Annotated in this window: 19 protein-coding genes and 1 pseudogene; 18 read left to right on the top strand and 2 right to left on the bottom strand. The window is 61.3% G+C overall.

Features of this window, described 5'->3' with window-relative positions; translation table 11 throughout:
* On the bottom strand, positions 1-2187 hold the full coding sequence (locus tag B9N93_RS01850; protein ID WP_125468796.1) for an alpha/beta hydrolase: 2187 nt from the start codon (positions 2185-2187) through the stop codon (positions 1-3).
* Positions 2188-2409: 222 nt separating this feature from the next.
* Here B9N93_RS01850 and bioD point away from each other — a divergent pair, with 222 nt between their 5' ends.
* The 6 genes from bioD to B9N93_RS01880 all read left to right on the top strand — a co-directional run bounded on the left by bioD (position 2410) and on the right by B9N93_RS01880 (position 8219).
* Positions 2410-3084 carry a dethiobiotin synthase gene (gene bioD / locus B9N93_RS01855; RefSeq protein WP_085210375.1) on the top strand — a complete coding sequence of 225 codons (675 nt, stop codon included), beginning with the start codon at positions 2410-2412 and terminating at the stop codon, positions 3082-3084.
* A 182-nt stretch (positions 3085-3266) separates the two neighbouring features.
* Positions 3267-3749 carry a DUF2244 domain-containing protein gene (locus tag B9N93_RS01860; protein ID WP_085216137.1) on the top strand — a complete coding sequence of 161 codons (483 nt, stop codon included), beginning with the start codon at positions 3267-3269 and terminating at the stop codon, positions 3747-3749.
* Between the two features lie 43 nt (positions 3750-3792).
* Entirely contained in the window at positions 3793-4980 is a 1188-nt protein-coding gene (gene coxB, locus B9N93_RS01865) for a cytochrome c oxidase subunit II (protein WP_085210377.1), read from the top strand.
* A gap of 38 nt (positions 4981-5018) precedes the next feature.
* Positions 5019-6614, top strand: a complete 1596-nt coding sequence (ctaD, locus tag B9N93_RS01870; protein ID WP_085210379.1) for a cytochrome c oxidase subunit I — start codon at positions 5019-5021, stop codon at positions 6612-6614.
* 153 nt (positions 6615-6767) lie between these two features.
* Positions 6768-7307: a cytochrome c oxidase assembly protein gene (locus tag B9N93_RS01875; protein WP_085210381.1), complete on the top strand. Its 540-nt coding sequence runs from the start codon at positions 6768-6770 to the stop codon at positions 7305-7307.
* Between the two features lie 36 nt (positions 7308-7343).
* Positions 7344-8219, top strand: coding sequence for a cytochrome c oxidase subunit 3 (locus tag B9N93_RS01880; RefSeq protein ID WP_085210383.1), 876 nt, complete (start codon positions 7344-7346; stop codon positions 8217-8219).
* Positions 8220-8283: 64 nt separating this feature from the next.
* Here B9N93_RS01880 and hslO read toward each other — a convergent pair whose 3' ends face one another.
* Positions 8284-9153, bottom strand: a complete 870-nt coding sequence (gene hslO / locus B9N93_RS01885; protein WP_085210384.1) for an Hsp33 family molecular chaperone HslO — start codon at positions 9151-9153, stop codon at positions 8284-8286.
* A 76-nt stretch (positions 9154-9229) separates the two neighbouring features.
* Here hslO and msrA point away from each other — a divergent pair, with 76 nt between their 5' ends.
* From msrA to B9N93_RS01940, 12 genes and pseudogenes are all read left to right on the top strand, one after another.
* Positions 9230-9865: a peptide-methionine (S)-S-oxide reductase MsrA gene (gene msrA, locus B9N93_RS01890; RefSeq protein WP_439897112.1), complete on the top strand. Its 636-nt coding sequence runs from the start codon at positions 9230-9232 to the stop codon at positions 9863-9865.
* A gap of 214 nt (positions 9866-10079) precedes the next feature.
* Entirely contained in the window at positions 10080-11411 is a 1332-nt protein-coding gene (locus tag B9N93_RS01895) for an ATP-binding protein (RefSeq protein ID WP_125469098.1), read from the top strand.
* Between the two features lie 16 nt (positions 11412-11427).
* Positions 11428-12012, top strand: coding sequence for a response regulator transcription factor (locus B9N93_RS01900; protein WP_085210387.1), 585 nt, complete (start codon positions 11428-11430; stop codon positions 12010-12012).
* Between the two features lie 204 nt (positions 12013-12216).
* A pseudogene (locus B9N93_RS26970) lies at positions 12217-12331 on the top strand (prepilin-type N-terminal cleavage/methylation domain-containing protein); the annotation flags it as partial.
* Positions 12332-12342: 11 nt separating this feature from the next.
* Positions 12343-12720, top strand: coding sequence for a pilin (locus tag B9N93_RS01905; RefSeq protein ID WP_254899455.1), 378 nt, complete (start codon positions 12343-12345; stop codon positions 12718-12720).
* A gap of 96 nt (positions 12721-12816) precedes the next feature.
* On the top strand, positions 12817-13569 hold the full coding sequence (gene tfpZ, locus B9N93_RS24385) for a TfpX/TfpZ family type IV pilin accessory protein (protein WP_125468797.1): 753 nt from the start codon (positions 12817-12819) through the stop codon (positions 13567-13569).
* An 80-nt stretch (positions 13570-13649) separates the two neighbouring features.
* Positions 13650-14243 carry an imidazoleglycerol-phosphate dehydratase HisB gene (gene hisB, locus B9N93_RS01915; RefSeq protein ID WP_085216139.1) on the top strand — a complete coding sequence of 198 codons (594 nt, stop codon included), beginning with the start codon at positions 13650-13652 and terminating at the stop codon, positions 14241-14243.
* A gap of 13 nt (positions 14244-14256) precedes the next feature.
* Complete coding sequence (gene hisH / locus B9N93_RS01920) at positions 14257-14901, top strand: imidazole glycerol phosphate synthase subunit HisH (protein ID WP_085210393.1); 645 nt, start codon at positions 14257-14259, stop codon at positions 14899-14901.
* A gap of 41 nt (positions 14902-14942) precedes the next feature.
* Complete coding sequence (gene hisA / locus B9N93_RS01925) at positions 14943-15674, top strand: 1-(5-phosphoribosyl)-5-[(5-phosphoribosylamino)methylideneamino]imidazole-4-carboxamide isomerase (protein ID WP_085210394.1); 732 nt, start codon at positions 14943-14945, stop codon at positions 15672-15674.
* 1 nt (position 15675) lies between these two features.
* Complete coding sequence (gene hisF / locus B9N93_RS01930) at positions 15676-16440, top strand: imidazole glycerol phosphate synthase subunit HisF (protein WP_085210396.1); 765 nt, start codon at positions 15676-15678, stop codon at positions 16438-16440.
* On the top strand, positions 16437-16823 hold the full coding sequence (hisI, locus tag B9N93_RS01935; protein ID WP_085210398.1) for a phosphoribosyl-AMP cyclohydrolase: 387 nt from the start codon (positions 16437-16439) through the stop codon (positions 16821-16823). The genes hisF and hisI overlap by 4 nt, the downstream gene beginning before the upstream one ends.
* Before the next feature lie 4 nt (positions 16824-16827).
* Positions 16828-17145 carry a phosphoribosyl-ATP diphosphatase gene (locus B9N93_RS01940; RefSeq protein WP_085210400.1) on the top strand — a complete coding sequence of 106 codons (318 nt, stop codon included), beginning with the start codon at positions 16828-16830 and terminating at the stop codon, positions 17143-17145.
* The last annotated feature ends 66 nt before the right edge of the window (positions 17146-17211 follow it).

The raw sequence follows: 17211 nt of genomic DNA on the forward strand, positions 1-17211 counted from the left end.
TCACCGCGGCTTGGTGCCGAAGTTCCATAGCCGCTGGCTGCCGACCCGGACGGAAAGCGTGGCATCGCCGGGCTGGCGGTCGTAGTCGCTGGCGGAGAAGGTCGCCACGACCGAATGGCCATCGACACTCCGCCGCACATAAAGGGACCGCGCCTGGCCCAGCGTGGCTTGCGGTAGGCTGTCGGTGATCGGGAAGGGGTGGTCGCTGTTGAGAGTGAGATCGACCCAGCCGCCCTGGGCTGGGCGGGATGCCGTCGAGGGAGCGGTTCCGGCCTCGCGGCGGGCCACGCCCACGACCCGGTTCCCGTCTTGGATGGTCGCGGCGGGGCCGGGGAGCGCCGGGGCGCTGATGGTGACGCCCGCGGCCAAGGGGACCGCCGGTTGCGCCAAGAGCGTGGGCGGTGCCGGTAGGTCGAGCGGGTCGTTTTGCGCGGTGATGGCGTCCAAGAGCAGGCGGCCACCGCGGCTGCGGTCGAAGTTGAACCGGAAGGTGGTGATTTTGGTCAGGTCGATCCCTTGCAGGCCGGCCAGGGGCAAATAGGCGTGTTGGAAGAGGCTGTGTAGCCCCGCGCCCGGAAACGGCGGCGAGTACCCAGGAAAACCGAAATCCGTGCCCACGGGCCTGCGCAGGTCGATGACATCCTTGAGGGCGATGCGGTTGGACTCGTTGCCGTCCGCGTCCAGCAGGCTCAGGCTGGCGTCCAATTGGGGCGCGTCCAGCCAGTCCGGGCCGCAAGAGCCGAGATGGCAGGCGGTGGTCAGGCGCAGGCCGAGATAGCGGAAGGCGCTGATATCGATGCCGAAGCCGGGGTCGGCCAAGGTGATATCGACTTGGGGGATATCGGAACCGGCCCCGAAAGGCCAATCGATACGTGCCATCCTGAGGCGCTGGTCATGTTCGGGCGGCGCGGCTTGGTGGGTGATTTTCGCGCCTTGGGCGAAATGCGGAATGCCCGCCGTGCTGATCGGCTTCCGGGCGTCGAAGTCCTCCAGTATCCAGCGGTCGGCGTAGGTGGTCGAGTGGGCGAAGCCGCGCTCCAGGCCGCCGAGGGTGGACAGGGGGCCGGTGAACGGGACGCGCGGGTCGAATACGGCCAGGCGGGTGGCATCGGGCTTTTTGCCCAGGGTGCCGCGGAAGAATGGGATGAGCGTGTTGAGCGCGGCCAGGCGTTGGGCGGGCGAACCCTTGATGTCCGGAAACAGGGCCGGGTGGCCGGCGCAGCCGGATGAATCCGATTGCTGCCACTCGGTGTTGTAGAAATTATGGTTGCCGCCGAGGACGTTGAAGGTGCCCCTGGGGTGGGGCCGGGCCGGGCCTATGAAACTGTCGGCCAAGCCCAGCAGGGCACGGTCGAACACATGCACCCCTTCCAGATCGAACACATCGCCGTCGCAGGCCGAGAGCAGCACCATACTGGACACGTCCTCGGCATCGAGTTCGCGGAAGGTTTGCCCGTCCACCGGGGCGATCTCGAAGATGGCCCGGACCGTCAAGGGGCTGTGGATTTCCACCCGGAACGGGCTGCCATCGTCGCGGTACAGCCGCCAAGCGGCCCGCATCCCTTCGCCGCCCCGGCTGTGTCCCATCAGGCCGACCTCGGAGAAATCCATGGTCTTTTCCAGTGGGAACGGCAGGCTGGACGGGGTGGGCTGCTCGCCCTTGTTCCATTGGGACAGCAGGGCCAGATGGCGCAGCACCATCCGTCCGCGCCTCAGGTTAAGGCCCGGGTCCTCGGAGGGGCCGAAATCCGCGGTGATGCCCCGGTTGGCGTTGATCGACACGACCACGTACCCCCAGGAGGCCAAGTTTTGCGCGAGGTAGTCATAGCCGCGGTGGTTGGGGGTGACGACATAGCCGGGCGGGCAATCGCCCTCGACGGTGTAGGTGGTGTCGTCGTCGATGCGGATGCCCAGCGTATCGTCGAAACGCCCGCAGGTGCCGTGGTTGCCGTGCAGGAACACCACCAGCGGCCAGGGTTTTTTGGGGGCGTTGGCGGGGCGGAACACCGCCGCCCAGACTTCGGTGATGCGTTCGGAAGTGACCAAGGGGTCCAGGGCCGCCGGGAGCCGGTATTCGCCACCGACCACCGCCATCGGGCCGGGTTTGCCGTAATCGGGCAGGCCCGCTTGGGCCAGGCAGGGCAGGGCACCGAGCGCCAACGCGAGCAGTTGATGTCTTGAAAACACGATTTTCTCCAAAAGGCGTGACTGGAAGTTGTGGATACTACTCAAATTTTGAACAGGATTCTAAGTTCAGAGACGTATCGACGCGAGTTCCGGGCGGGTTGACCGCCCCCGTCTGGAGCGCGGGCTTCCGGCATGGGGGCGGGTGGTTAACGGCCCGTTCCAGCGCCGGGAAAGATTCCTTTTATTAAGGTGGTTTTTTCACGGGGCGGATGGGAGTCACCTATGCGGCAAACAGGCTTTTTCATCACGGGAACCGATACCGGTATCGGCAAGACCTGGGCGACCTTGTCCCTGATGCGGGCCTTGCGGGCGCGGGGGTTATGTGTGCTGGGGATGAAGCCGGTCGCGACCGGCGGTGTTTGGCGGGAAGGACGCTGGGTCAACAAGGATGCTCTGGCCTTGCAAGCCGCCGCGTCGATGGCCGTGCCGTATGAACAGGTCAATCCCTATGTTTATGAACCTCCGGTCTCGCCGCATATCGCCGCCGCCGAGGCCGGGAGGCCGGTCGATATCGAGTATATCGTCAAGATTTTCAAGGGGTTGCCCGCCGCCGACCACGTGTTGGTCGAGGGGGTGGGCGGCTGGGCCGTGCCTTTGGATGGGCGCAAACGGGTGGCCGATCTCGCCTTGGCCTTGGATTTGCCGGTGATCCTGGTGGTGGGTTTGCGCCTGGGTTGTCTCAACCACGCCTTATTGACCCAGGCCGCGATGGTGTCTTCCGGGGCTGAATTCGCGGGCTGGGTCGCCAACCGGATCGAACCGGATTTTGCTTCCGCCGGGCAAAACATCGATACCTTGACCCGCGAATTCGCCGCTCCTCCGCTCGCGGTCCTGCCTTGCGGAGGATTGGAACCGCCGCTGGTTCCATGGCGTGTTTCCTGTCCGGGGCCGGGATGAAACCTTGCACCTGCCGGGTTCATAAGTTACATTCTCCACCCTTCCAGCCGGTCGAAACCCAATCGCTTATTTAGCGAAAAATCACACACGCCTTTTGGGTGTATTCGGTTTTCCGTGCCCAATCGGCGGAGGGCGAAAAAATAATCCCGGTTTCCTGATGCGCGTCAAATTCGGGCATGGCCATGGTCGAATCAGAACAGGACGATAGCGGCGGCGGCAGGCGTCTTATCCTGCGGCCCAATGCCTCGCTCGACCGCCGCGATGCCCGGCGCTTGCTGTGCGCCGTCGCCTTGGTCATGGCGGGCATCGCCATCGGGTTCGCCAGTTTGGGGCTGTGGCCGGTCTTGCCATTCTCGGGGGCCGAATGGCTGTTGCTGGTTTATTGCTTCAGGCTCAGCTTCAAAGCCTCCACGCTGCAAGAGGTGATTACCGTCACGGAAGCCACGGTCCTGTTGGAGAAGGGCCGGAACCAGCCGGAGCAGACTTACCGGTTCCAACGCGCCTGGGTCGCGTTGGACTGGGTCAAATCACCCATCCCAGGCCATCCCAGCAGCTTGTTCCTCCGTTTGCATGGAAAAGCAATCGAGATCGGGCGGTTCCTGGCGGAATCCGAGCGCGAGCGGCTTGCTCATGAATTGCGGCAGATTTTGCGCGATGGCAAATAATTCGAAATTTGGCTTTTCTTTTTAGACTTTAGGAGAGGGCTCCGTGAAGAATTTACGACGACTGTTTGCGGGTTTGGGCGCGCTGGCCGCGGGCCAGGCCCGGGCCGATTACGCGCTCAACCTGCCGCAGGGGGTGACCGAGCTGAGCCGCGACGTGTACGACCTGCACATGCTCATCCTGTGGATTTGCGTGGGGATCGGCGTCGTGGTGTATGGTGTGTTGATCTACTCCTTGATCTATCACCGCAAGTCCAAGGGCGTGGTGCCGGCCACTTTCCACGAGAACACCAAGCTGGAAATCGTCTGGACCATCATTCCCTTCCTGATCCTATTGGCGATGGCGATTCCCGCCACCAAGGTCATGCTGAATATGTACGACCTCGACAATAGCCGCGAGCCGGTCGATATGACGGTCAAGGTGACGGGCTACCAGTGGAAATGGCGCTACGAATACCTCGACGAAGGTATCGATTTCTTCAGCACCCTGGATCAGAAGAGCAACGAGGCCCGCCAATTGGGGGCCAAATCCGATCTGGGCAAGGTCGAACATTATCTCTTGAACGTGGATCATCCCTTGGTGATCCCGGTCAATAAGAAGGTCCGTTTCGTCTTCACCGGGGCCGACGTGATCCACTCCTGGTGGGTGCCCGAGTTCGGCTGGAAGAAGGACGCCATCCCCGGTTTCATCACCGATGGCTGGGTCAAGGTGGATAAAGTGGGCACCTACCGTGGCCAATGCACCGAACTCTGCGGCCGCGACCATGGCTTCATGCCCATCGTGGTCGAAGTGAAGTCGCAGGAGGATTATCAGAAGTGGGTCGCCGCGCAGAAGGGCGTTGCCTACGAACCGTCCGCCGCCGCGCCGGCTCCGGTCAAAGAGGAGGCGAAAGCCGCCGCGCCGGTTCCCGCACCCAAGGCCGATGACGCCGCGGTCCGCGCCGAACTGATGGCGAAGGGCAAAGAGGTGTATGAAGCGAATTGCATGAGCTGCCACCAAGCCAATGGCGAAGGCATCCCCGGCACCTTCCCGGCGATCACCCACAGCCCGGTGGCTACGGGGCCTATCATGGCCCATGTCACCACCGTAATGGATGGCAAGGGTAAGCTGATGCCCGCCTTCGAGAACATCCTGAAGCCCGCCGAAATCGCCGCCGTAGTGACCTATCAGCGCAACGCGCTGGGCAACGGCGTGGGCGACATGGTCCAGCCGTCCGAGATTCCGGTAGAGTAATCAGATCGATCAACCCATTCCCAACGAGGTGAAATGCTATGTCAGCAGTCACGGCATCCCATGACGATGAACACCACGACCATCACGGTCCCGCCAAGGGGTTGCTGAGGTGGGTGTTCACCACCAACCATAAGGACATCGGTACCCTTTATCTCCTGACCTCGCTGGTCATGTTCATGGTCGGCGGCGCGATGGCCCTGGTGATCCGGGCCGAATTGTTCGAACCGGGGATGCAGTTCGTAGACCCCACTTTCTTCAACTCCATGACCACCATGCACGCGCTGATCATGGTGTTCGGCGCGGTGATGCCGGCCTTCGCCGGCTTGGCCAACTGGCTGATCCCGATGATGATCGGTGCGCCGGATATGGCTTTGCCCCGCATGAACAACTGGAGCTTCTGGTTGCTGCCGTTCGCGGTGGTGATGTTGGCCAGCACCCTGTTCATGGAGGGCGGTGCCGCCGCCGCGGGCTGGACCCTGTATCCGCCGCTGGTGCTCCAGACCGGCGCGGCCCTGCCGTTCACCATCTTCACGATCCACTTACTGGGTGTTTCGTCGATCATGGCGGCGATCAACATCATCGTGACCATCCTCAACATGCGGGCGCCGGGCATGACCCTGATGAAAATGCCCCTGTTCGTGTGGACTTGGTTGATTACCGCGTTCCTGTTGATCGCCATCATGCCGGTGTTCGCCGGCGCGGTGACCATGCTGCTGACCGACAAGTTCTTCGATACCAGCTTCTTCAACGCGGCCGGTGGCGGCGACCCGGTGCTGTACCAGCATCTGTTCTGGTTCTTCGGCCATCCCGAAGTGTACGTGCTGATCTTGCCATCCTTCGGCGTGGTGTCGCAGATCATCCCGACCTTCGCCCGCAAGCCTTTGTTCGGTTATAGCTCGATGGTCTACGCCACCGCGTCCATCGGCTTTTTGTCCTTCATCGTCTGGGCGCACCATCAGTACACCGTGGGCATGCCCATCGAAGGCGAGCTTTATTTCACCTACGCCACCATGTTGATCGCGGTGCCGACCGGCGTGAAGGTCTTCAACTGGCTGTCCACCATGTGGCAGGGTGCGATGACCTTCGAGACCCCGATGTTGTTCGCCATCGCTTTCGTGGTGTTGTTCACCATGGGCGGTTTCACCGGCTTGATGATGTCGATCTCGCCCGCCGACCTCCAGTATCACGATACCTATTTCATCGTGGCCCACTTCCATTATGTGCTGGTGAGCGGCGCAGTGTTCTCCTTGCTGGGGGCCGCTTATTTCTGGATGCCGAAATTCACGGGCCGCATGTACGACGAACGCTTGGGCAAGCTGCATTTCTGGCTGACCACGATTTCGGTCAACGTCACCTTTTTCCCGCAGCACTTCCTGGGTCTGGCCGGTATGCCGCGCCGTATCCCGGACTACGCCCTGCAATTCGCCGAGTTCAACGCCTGGTCCAGCGTGGGCGCGTTCGTGTTCGGCTTCGCCCAATTGATCTTCGTCTATATCGTCTACAAGGCGTGCCGCCACGAAGGCGACAAAGCCACCGACGAAGTCTGGGAAGGCGCGAGCGAGCATGGGTTGGAATGGCAGTTGCCGTCCCCGCCGCCCTACCACACTTGGGAAACCGCGCCGGAAATCAAGTAACGATTAGGAGCTTTCCCCGCCCGTTCCTGGGCGGGGGTTATCCCAAGATATGGATACCCGGAAAAAAAATCTGCTGCTGGCGGGACTGATCGCCGCTATCGCCATCGCGCTCTATGTGTCCGCGATCTTCATGGTCATCGCTTCCAAAAGCCAATGAGCCAGCATAAAAAATCCACCAAGGGCTTGATCGCCGCCATGGGCTTGGTCGTGGTCGGCATGTTCGGTTTCGGATTCGCCCTGGTGCCGCTATACGACGTGTTCTGCGAACTCACCGGGCTGAACGGCAAGGTCAAGACCGAAGCCGCAGCCCCGGTCGATTACAAGGTGGACGAGACGCGGCAATTGACCATCGAATTCGTCACCTCGGTCAATGGCAATACGCCGCTGGCGTTCCGGGTGGAGAAGGCGAAGATGGATATCCATCCGGGGCAGGCCTATACGGTCAATTTCTACGCCAAGAACCTGACCGATAGGAAGCTGGTGGGGCAGGCCATCCCCAGCATCGCCCCCGGTGTCGCGACACCGCACTTGAAGAAGTCCGAGTGTTTTTGCTTCACCGAGCAACCTTTCGAGCCGCATGAGGAGCGCAAGCTCCCGGTCCGCTTCACCATAGACCCGGCCCTGCCCGATACGATCATCAATATGACGCTGTCCTATACCTTCTTCGATATCACCAACAAGCAGCCGGATTAACGCATCTCCATACCTTTTACGAACCAGGGGCAAACCATGGCAACCAAAACCTCATACTACCTACCGCATCACGCCCATTGGCCCATCATGGGGTCCATCGGCCTCTTCACGCTGCTGGCGGGCTTCTCCAACCTGATGAACGGGCACGGCTCCGGCAGCACGTTCATGATCATCGGCGCATTGATCGTGGTCGCCATGATGTTTTTCTGGTTCGGCGAGGTCGTCAAGGAAAGCATCGCCGGGGTTTATAGCCACCAGGTGGATGTCTCGTTCCGCATGGGCATGATCTGGTTCATCATGTCGGAAGTCTTCTTCTTCGCGGCCTTCTTCGGCGCCTTGTTCTACGCCCGCCAGTATTCGATCCCCTGGCTGGGTGGCGAGGGTGCCCTGGGCGAATCCCAGGAATTGCTGTGGAAGAGTTTCGAGGCCATCTGGCCGACCAACGGCCCGGACACCCTGGGCGGCAAGGAAGGTGGCCATTTCGAACCGATGGCGGCTTGGGGCATCCCCGCCATCAATACCTTGATCCTGTTGAGCAGCGGCGGCACCGTGACCTGGGCGCACTGGGGCTTGCTGGCGAACAACCGCGGCCAGCTCATCAAGGGTTTGATCGCCACCGTGGCCCTGGGCTTTTTGTTCGTGGTGCTGCAAGGTTTCGAGTATCACGAGGCCTACAGCGAGATGGGCCTGACCCTGGGCACCGGCATCTACGGCTCCACCTTCTTCATGCTCACCGGCTTCCACGGCCTGCACGTCACCATCGGGGCCATCATGCTGACCGTGGTGTTGCTGCGTAGCGCCAAGGGCCATTTCAGCCCGGAAAACCATTTCGCCTTTGAGGCCGCCGCGTGGTACTGGCACTTCGTTGACGTGGTCTGGCTCGGTCTGTTCATCTTCGTGTACTGGCTGTAGGCACGCCGTCCACGGCGGCATTGGAACCGCGAAGGCACCACTCCCCTGGGGGTGGTGCCTTTTTTCATTGGCGGGTGGTGCTGGAGGGCGGTTTGATCTGTGGCGAATACATCAGGCTGACGTCGATGGGGTCGAAACTGTAGTGGCGGTTGCAGAATTCGCAATCGACCTCGATCAAGCCCCGCTCGTGGGCGATGGATTCGATGGCGTCCTGGGCGAGGTGGGCGAGCAAGCCTTCGATGCGCTCCCTGGAACAGCCGCAGCGGAACGCGACCGGCTCCGACTCGAACACCCGTACCCGCTCCTCGTTGAACAGCCGGTACAATAATTCCTGGCGCGGCAGTTTGAGCAACTCCGCCTCGGTGACGGTATCGGCGAGATAGGCGATCCGGTCCCAATCCTCCTGGCTACGGCGTTGCGCGGGCAGTTCCTGGATGAACAGGCCGGTGGCCCGCTGCCCGTCCGCCGCCAGCCACAGCCGGGTCGGCAATTGTTCCGACAGCGCGAAATAGCTTTGGAGGGCGGCCGCCAGATTGGCACCTTCCAGTGGGACGATGCCTTGATAAGGCTCGTTGCCTTCGTTCTGGATGGTCAGCACCAGCCGGCCTTCGCCGAACAGTTCGGCCAAACTTTGGCCCGCCACCTCGCCCTGCCACCGCGCCAAGCCCCGGAGGCCGCGGCTATGGGTGGCCTGGGCGACCAAGGTTTGGATGGGTCCGCCGCTTTGGGCTTGCAGGATCAAGGAACCTTGGAATTTAATGGTGGCGGACAGCAGCAGGGTCGCGGCCAGGGCTTGGCCCAGTTGCTCGGCCACTTTGGGAGGATAGGGATGCCGTTCTTGTACGCTGCGCCAACTGGCGTCCAGCCGGACCAGTTCGCCGCGTATTCCCAAATCCTCGAACAGGAAACGCTGTAGGCTATCGTATTCGCTCATCGTCTTAACCCATTGAAAGGCGAAGCGATATTATAAGGCCCAGCCGATGCGGGCAGGAGACAACACGATGTTTGGAATGAAAAAAGCCGTTATGCCGGAGCCGCGCCAAGCATTGCCGGGGCGGGTGGCCGCGCTGGCCGTGCCGGAATCGCACCATGTGAATGGCCACCGGATCGCGCCGCCCTTTCCCGAAGGCATGGAAATCGCCGAGTTCGGGCTGGGCTGTTTCTGGGGGGCGGAGCGGAAATTCTGGTCTATTCCCGGTGTCTATTCCACGGCGGTGGGCTATGCCGGGGGGTTCACGCCCAATCCGACCTACGAGGAGGTCTGTAGCGGACTGACCGGACACACCGAAGTGGTGCGGGTGGTGTTCGATCCGGCGCGGGTGGGCTATGGAACGCTGCTGAAGGTGTTTTGGGAATCGCATAATCCCACCCAGGGCATGCGCCAGGGCAACGATATCGGCACCCAATACCGTTCGGCGATCTATGCCCATGGCGATGCGCAACTGGCCCTGGCCGAACAATCGCGGCGGATTTATCAGGCGGCCTTGGCCCAGGCCGGGAAACCCGCCGCCATCACCACCGAGATCGGCCCCGCGCCGGTTTTCTATTATGCCGAGACCTACCACCAGCAATACCTTGCCAAAAACCCCGATGGCTATTGCGGCTTGGGAGGGACCGGGGTGGGCTGCCCGGTGGACGCGCCATGAGGGCGGGGTTTGTCGAGGCCAACAAAAAAGGCAGAAGTAAGCAACTTCTGCCCCTGAGGAAAATTATCGAGTGCTTGCGGCCTATTCCTCCCGGCACTGGAAAGCACGGGCCGGAATATCTATTTCCCAATATTATCAATCACCGGAGTCCTGGGGAATGTGTCAAATTGCCGCATTGGCGGCCCGAACCCCCGGAATCCTGGAATCCGCCGTGATGAATTCAAGCCCCTTGACCAGTATCCCCACGCCCGCCGCGCTGGCGGCGGACGCCCGGCAAAACCTGCGCTGGTTGTTCGTGTTGCGGAACCTCATGATCCTGGGCGAATGCCTGATCGTGTGGATCAGCATCTATGGCTTGGATTTCCCGCTGCGGGAAGCGCCCCTGTGGGGCATCGTGACCCTGTTGTGCGCTTTCAACTGGTGGACTTGGCTCCGGCTGGGTTCCGAAGACCCCATCGCCGAGTTCGAGCTGTTCATCCAATTGTCGGTGGATGTACTGGCGATCACGGCCATCCTGTATTTCACCGGCGGCGCGACCAACCCGGTCGCTTGGTTTTTCCTGTTGCCGCTCATCATCACCGCCACCGTGCTGCCGCAATCCTATACCTGGTACATGGTGATTTTCGCTTCCGGCTGTTATACGGTGCTGATGGGGTTTTACGAACCCTTGCCGGAAATCCACGCCGTGACCTTGCAGAACGACGCCGGCCATATGATGCACGCGCTGTCGGAGAACCATGGGTTGGAATTGCACGCCTTCGGGATGTGGTTCGGCTTTGTGTTCAGCGCGGTGCTGGTGGCCTATTTCGTGGTGGAGATGGCGAATACCCTGCGCGAACGTGACCGCCGTCTCGCCGAGGTGCGCGAGCAAAGCCTCCGCAACGAGCGGGTGGTGGCCTTGGGCACGCTGGCGGCGGGGGCCGCGCACGAGATGGGCACGCCGCTCGGCATCATGGCGATCCTGATCCACGAGATCGAGGGCGACTGCGATTGCGAGGGCGGGGCCGACCTCATGGCCAAGATGAAAATCCTGCGCGAGCAGGTGGACCGCTGCAAAAAGGCGCTGTCGGTGATGTCGGCCAGCGCCGGGGAAATCCGCGCCGAGGCGGGGCATGTCATGCCCTTGACCGCGTACCTGGACCAAACCGTCGAGGGTTGGCGCCACCAGTCGCCCGGCACCCGGCTGGACTACCAAAGTGCCGGTCCCGTGCCCGCTCCCGGCATCCTGGCCGAACTGACCCTGACCCACGCCCTCATCAACATCCTCAATAACGCGGCGGAGGTTTCGCCCGCCGGGATAGAATTGGAGGCCCGTTGGGACCGGGAACACGCGACCTTGAGGATCATGGACCACGGTCCCGGCATCGCGCCCGCCGTGGCCGAACGCTTGGGCAAGGCGCCGGTTTCGACCAAGGAGCAGGGCTTGGGCGTGGGCTTGTTCCTGGCTTTTTCCACCATCGAGCGCTTGGGGGGGCATATCGAGATGGTGGCCCGCTCCGGTGGGGGCACTTGCACGATAATCATCTTGCCCTTGGTTCCTGGCTAGCCGAAGAGGATTGGGTATGGAAGAGCAGATCGAAGAGGAATTGGAAGCCGCGCTGGACGAGGTCGGCAACCACCTGCCCACGCTGCTATTGGTCGATGACGATCCGACCTTTTGCGGGGTCTTACAATCGGCTTTGGCGAAGCGGGGTTTCGAGGTCCACACCGCCAACGATGTGGAAGGCGGCACGGCCCTGGCCGAGCGGGTCGATCCCGAGTACGCGGTGATCGATCTCAGGATCGGCTACGAGTCCGGGCTGGTGTTGGTGCGGCGGCTGCACGAACTCGACGCCAATACCCGGATCGTGATGCTCACGGGCTTCGCCAGCATCGCCACGGCGGTCGAGGCCATCAAGCTGGGTGCGGTGCATTACCTGACCAAGCCCGCCGACGCCGACGAGATCGTCGCCGCCCTGCACAAGGAAGGGGGCGACGAAACCGTCGAAATCAAGGAAAAACCCTTGTCGGTGCGGCGCTTGGAATGGGAGCATTTGCAGAAGGTGCTGGTCGAGCATGGCGGCAATATTTCCGCCGCCGCCCGCGCCCTGGGGATGCACCGCCGGACCTTGCAGCGCAAGCTGGAAAAGCGGCCCGTGAAGGAGTGACAGGCGGGTGACGGATTGCGTCACTTCATGACCGCAGGCACCGCCGTTTCTTGCCAGCCCCGGCGTCTGTCGGCTCCCAAGCCCCTTGATTCCGTGGTCCCTAAGGTTGGCACCGTTCGTGCTTTTTGTAAGCCCGAGGGCCGGATGGCCTAATGATCGACGGTTTCCCGGTTTGTTTTATTTTCAAAATCCAAAGGAGTTCGTATGAACATCAAAGCTCAGGTGCAAAAGGGTTTCACCCTAATCGAATTGATGATCGTGGTCGCGATCATCGGTATTTTGGCGGCGATTGCGCTGCCGGCTTATCAGGATTACACCGTCCGAACCCAGGTGTCTGAGGGTTTGAATTTGGCTGGTGGCCTAGAATCCACTATTAGCGATATTTGGAGCGCTCAAGGGACTCTCGTAAACGCTGCGGATAACAGCTTGGGGCTTCCGGCAGCTGCGACCGATACTAGCGGCAAATATGTGCTGTCGGTGGGTGTGGCTGGGGGTGGACTCACCATTACTTATGGCAACTCCGCAAACGCTGCCATCAATGGACAAACTTTGGGCTTGACTCCATGGGTTAACAATGCCGGTGGTTTGATCTGGCAGTGTGGTAATGCAACCGCGCCAGCCGCTACCACTGCGCCAGCCGGTCAAGGCGTGCCCACCACCAACATCTTGGACAGATATTTGCCTTCTTCTTGCCGCACTGGTGCGTAATACGCCATCTGCATAGGTTCTGGGGTATTCGTACCTCGCCTGCAAAGCCCCTCTTTGGAGGGGCTTTGCATTTGCCTTTGAGTATTGGTGTAGCTTATGTCCCGCTGGAAAGCCTGTGCCATACATTTGGGTATCAGCTTATTGGTTATCTCGGTCCTAGTCGGGATCATGGCATTGACTTGGTATCCGCCCATTTATGCTTGGGCGATGGGTGGATTGGGACTCATCATGATATTGGCGAGTGTCGATGCTTGTCTGGGGCCACTGTTGACGCTCATAGTCTGGAATGTAGATAAACCAAGCCTCCGATTTGATATGGCGGTTATTGTTTGTTTGCAGGTGATGGGGTTGTGGTATGGAGTATATACCGCGTTTTTAGCGCGACCTATATATCAGGTATTTGCTGTTAATCAATTCGACTTGGTTGCTGCTGTCGATGTTCCAGAGGGGGAATTGGAAAATGCCATACGCCAAGAATTTAAATCCTTGCCACTGACTGGTCCTGAGATCATAGCCGTACAGATGCCAACTGACCCTGCCGAACGTAGAAAACTGTTATTTTCCAGTGTTCAAGGTGGAGCCGATCTTGCGCAACTCCCCCATTACTACGTCCCCTACGCCGAATTAGCCCCCGAAGCCGCCCGCAAAGCCAAGCCACTGGATGCCTTAACCCAGCGCGACGCCGCCACCCGCGATAAGCTGTCCGCCTATCTTTCCAGCCACGACCTCGACCCGGCCAAGGTCAAATTCCTCCCCATGCGCGCCAAGGCTCACGACCAGACGGTATTGGTCGATGCCGATACCGGCGCGGTGCTGGGCATCGTCAATATCGATCCTTGGGTCCAATAAGCCCAAGCGAGGCTATTCCTCCCCGCGTCCGCCGCCCGCCTGCTAAAATGGCCGACCTCGTATTCCATCCGGCCTTACCCATGAACCACCGTACCGCGGAAGTAGAACGCAACACCTCCGAAACCCAAATCCGCATCCGCCTCGACCTCGACGGCGGCGGCAAGGGCGTCTTCGAGACCGGCGTGCCGTTCCTCGACCATATGCTCGACCAAGTCGCCCGCCATGGCCTGATCGACCTCGATATCCGGGCGCGGGGCGATTTGCATATCGACGCCCATCATACGGTCGAGGATATCGGCATCACCCTGGGACAGGCCATCGACCGCGCGGTCGGGGATAAGCAAGGTATCCGCCGCTACGGCCATGCCTACGTGCCTTTGGACGAGGCGCTGTCCCGTGTGGTCGTTGATTTTTCGGGGCGTCCAGGGTTATCTTACGATGTCACTTTTCCCCGCGCCCGGATCGGCGATTTCGATGTCGACCTGTTCGGCGAATTCTTCCGGGGCTTCGTGAACCACGCCAAGCTGACGTTGCACATCGACAATCTGAAAGGCCAGAATGCACACCATGTCGCCGAAACGATCTTCAAGGCGTTTGGCCGCGCCCTGAGAATGGCTTTGGAAGCCGATCCGCGTATGCAAGGCACCATTCCCTCCACCAAAGGCACCCTCTGACCAACCCCCGCCTATGTCTTCCGTCGCCATCATCGATTATGGAATGGGGAATCTGCACTCCATCGCCAAGGCCGTCCAGCACGCCGATCCCTCCGCTTCCGTCATCGTGACCGACCAGCACAGAGCCATATTGGAAGCCGACCGGGTGGTGTTTCCCGGCGTCGGGGCCATCCGCGATTGCATGGCGGCGCTGGAATCACGTGGTCTCGCACCAGTGTTGCGCGAAGCCGCCGCCACCAAGCCTTTGCTGGGTATCTGCCTGGGGATGCAGGCTTTGCTGGACGAAAGCGAAGAGAACAACGGCACCGCCTGCCTGGGCCTGATTGCGGGCCGCGTCCTGCGCTTTGCCGATACCCTGCGCGACCCGGCCGGGCACGCCCTGAAAATCCCCCACATGGGTTGGAACGAAGTCTTCCCGCAGGGCGATCATCCGCTATGGGCAGGCATCGCGCCGGGCAGCCGCTTCTATTTCGTCCATAGTTATTACGCCCGGCCCAGCCAGGAGGCCGATATCGCCGCCACGGCGAACTATCCCGAGCCTTTCGCGGCGGCGCTGGCCCATGGCAATATCTTCGCCGTGCAATTCCACCCGGAAAAAAGCCAAACCGCCGGATTGCGCCTGCTCGCCAATTTCCTGCGCTGGCATCCCGAACCCTAAGCCTTTCCATTCGCTAACCATCCCCTGTTGAGGATTTCCCCATGCTCTTGATACCTGCTATCGACCTGAAAGATGGCAAGTGCGTCCGTCTGCGGCAAGGCCGCATGGACGAGGATACGGTGTTCTCCGACGATCCGGTCGCGGTGGCCGGGAAATGGGTGTCGGAAGGCGCGGAGCGCCTGCACTTGGTGGATTTGGACGGTGCCTTCGCCGGGGTGCCGCGCAACGCCGAGGTGATCCATGCCATCCGCGCCACCTATCCCGAGGTCAGGATACAAGTCGGCGGTGGCATCCGCGACGAGGAGACCATCCAGGGATATCTCAACGCCGGGGTGGATTACGTCATCATCGGCACCAAGGCGGTGAGCGCCCCGCATTTCATCCGCGAGGTGGCGGCGGAATTCCCCGGCCATATCATCGTCGGGTTGGACGCCAAGGAGGGCAAGGTCGCCATCGATGGCTGGTCCAAGCTGTCCCACCACGATGTGATCGATCTGGCGCAGAAATTCGAGGACGATGGCGTCGAGGCCATCATCTACACCGACATCAGCCGCGATGGCATGATGGGCGGGGTCAACGTCGAGGCCACGGCCCGGCTGGCCCGCTCGATCCGCATCCCGGTCATCGCTTCGGGTGGCATCCACACCATCGCCGATATCCACGCCCTGGGTAAAGTGGTCGGCGATGGCATCATGGGGGCCATCACGGGCCGGGCCATCTATGAAGGCACCTTGGAGTTCGCCTCCGCCCGCAAAATCGCCGAGCAATACTGACATGCTAGCCAAGCGCATCATCCCCTGTCTCGACGTGGACAATGGCCGGGTGGTCAAGGGCGTCCGCTTCGTGGAAATCAAGGACGCCGGCGACCCGGTGGAAATCGCCCGCCGCTACGACCGGGAAGGCGCGGATGAAATCACCTTCCTCGATATCACCGCCAGTTCCGATAACCGCGAAACCATGGTGCATGTGGTGGAGCAGGTCGCGGGCGAGGTGTTCATCCCGCTGACCGTGGGCGGCGGCATCCGCACCCTGGAAGATATCCGCCGCATGTTGAACGCCGGGGCCGACAAGGTCGGCATCAACACCGCCGCCGTGTTCCGGCCCGAATTCGTGCGCGAGGCGGCGGAGCGCTTCGGTTCGCAGTGCATCGTGGTCGCCATCGACGCCAAGCAGGTCTCCGACGATCCCAAGCGCTGGGAAATCTTCACTCACGGCGGACGCAAAGCCACCGGCCTCGACGCCGTCGAATGGGCGCGGCGCATGGTGGAATACGGCGCGGGGGAAATCCTTTTGACCAGCATGGACCGCGACGGCACCAAGCAGGGTTTCGACCTAGACCTGACCCGTGCCATCAGCGCGGCGGTGCCGGTGCCGGTGATCGCCTCGGGCGGGGTGGGCAATCTCCAACATCTGGCCGATGGCATCACCCAGGGCAAGGCCGACGCGGTGCTGGCCGCCAGCATCTTCCATTTCGCCGAATACAGCATCCGCGAAGCCAAGGAACACATGGCTTCCCAAGGCATCGAGGTGCGGTTATGAGCGCTTGGCTGGACGAGGTGCGCTGGAACGGCGACGGCCTGATTCCCGCCATCGCCCAGGAAGCCGCCACCGGGCAAATCCTGATGGTGGCTTGGATGAACCGCGAAGCCTTGGAACTCACCGCCCAGGAAGGTCACGCGGTCTATTGGTCGCGTTCCCGCAAGAGGCTGTGGCGTAAGGGCGAGGAATCCGGCCATCGGCAGAAGGTGCTGGAAATCCGCCTGGACTGCGACGAGGATGTGATCCTGCTCAAGGTCGAGCAAATCGGCGGCATCGCCTGTCATACCGGCCGCCACCATTGTTTTTTCCGGGTGCTGCGCGGGGACCGCTGGGAAACGGTGGAGCCGGTGCTGAAATCCCCCGAATCGATCTACACGGCGTGAAGCGATGGACGTATTGACCGAATTGGCCGCTGTGCTGGAACAGCGCAAAACCCAAGACCCCAAATCCTCCTACGTGGCCGGGCTTTACGCCAAGGGCTTGGACGCCATCCTCAAAAAGATCGGCGAGGAGGCCACCGAAACTGTGATGGCCGCGAAGGACGGCGTGCCCGAGAAGATCGTCTACGAAGTGGCCGATCTCTGGTTCCATAGCTTGGTGTTGCTGGCCCAGCAGGGCTTGCATCCCGATCAGGTGCTGGCCGAGTTGCAGCGCCGTTTCGGCCTTTCGGGGCTGGACGAAAAAGCCGCCCGTTCCCCCCGATAAAGCCGCCGCCCCTCCCGTAGCATTTCCCACCGGCATCGGCCTATACCGTGTTTTTCCTGCATGGTT

Origin of the sequence: Methylomagnum ishizawai, from assembly GCF_900155475.1 — a bacterium.
GTDB classification, from domain to species: domain Bacteria; phylum Pseudomonadota; class Gammaproteobacteria; order Methylococcales; family Methylococcaceae; genus Methylomagnum; species Methylomagnum ishizawai_A.

Coding starts and splice junctions, on each gene's coding strand:
- B9N93_RS01880 (WP_085210383.1), top strand. CDS start 7,344: ATGGCAACCAAAACCTCATACTACCTACCGCATCACGCCCATTGGCCC.
- B9N93_RS01875 (WP_085210381.1), top strand. CDS start 6,768: ATGAGCCAGCATAAAAAATCCACCAAGGGCTTGATCGCCGCCATGGGC.
- hisF (WP_085210396.1), top strand. CDS start 15,676: ATGCTAGCCAAGCGCATCATCCCCTGTCTCGACGTGGACAATGGCCGG.
- B9N93_RS01900 (WP_085210387.1), top strand. CDS start 11,428: ATGGAAGAGCAGATCGAAGAGGAATTGGAAGCCGCGCTGGACGAGGTC.
- B9N93_RS01860 (WP_085216137.1), top strand. CDS start 3,267: ATGGTCGAATCAGAACAGGACGATAGCGGCGGCGGCAGGCGTCTTATC.
- hisA (WP_085210394.1), top strand. CDS start 14,943: ATGCTCTTGATACCTGCTATCGACCTGAAAGATGGCAAGTGCGTCCGT.
- B9N93_RS01940 (WP_085210400.1), top strand. CDS start 16,828: ATGGACGTATTGACCGAATTGGCCGCTGTGCTGGAACAGCGCAAAACC.
- tfpZ (WP_125468797.1), top strand. CDS start 12,817: ATGTCCCGCTGGAAAGCCTGTGCCATACATTTGGGTATCAGCTTATTG.
- hslO (WP_085210384.1), bottom strand. CDS start 9,153: ATGAGCGAATACGATAGCCTACAGCGTTTCCTGTTCGAGGATTTGGGA.
- msrA (WP_439897112.1), top strand. CDS start 9,230: ATGAAAAAAGCCGTTATGCCGGAGCCGCGCCAAGCATTGCCGGGGCGG.
- hisB (WP_085216139.1), top strand. CDS start 13,650: ATGAACCACCGTACCGCGGAAGTAGAACGCAACACCTCCGAAACCCAA.
- bioD (WP_085210375.1), top strand. CDS start 2,410: ATGCGGCAAACAGGCTTTTTCATCACGGGAACCGATACCGGTATCGGC.
- B9N93_RS01895 (WP_125469098.1), top strand. CDS start 10,080: ATGAATTCAAGCCCCTTGACCAGTATCCCCACGCCCGCCGCGCTGGCG.
- hisI (WP_085210398.1), top strand. CDS start 16,437: ATGAGCGCTTGGCTGGACGAGGTGCGCTGGAACGGCGACGGCCTGATT.
- ctaD (WP_085210379.1), top strand. CDS start 5,019: ATGTCAGCAGTCACGGCATCCCATGACGATGAACACCACGACCATCAC.
- hisH (WP_085210393.1), top strand. CDS start 14,257: ATGTCTTCCGTCGCCATCATCGATTATGGAATGGGGAATCTGCACTCC.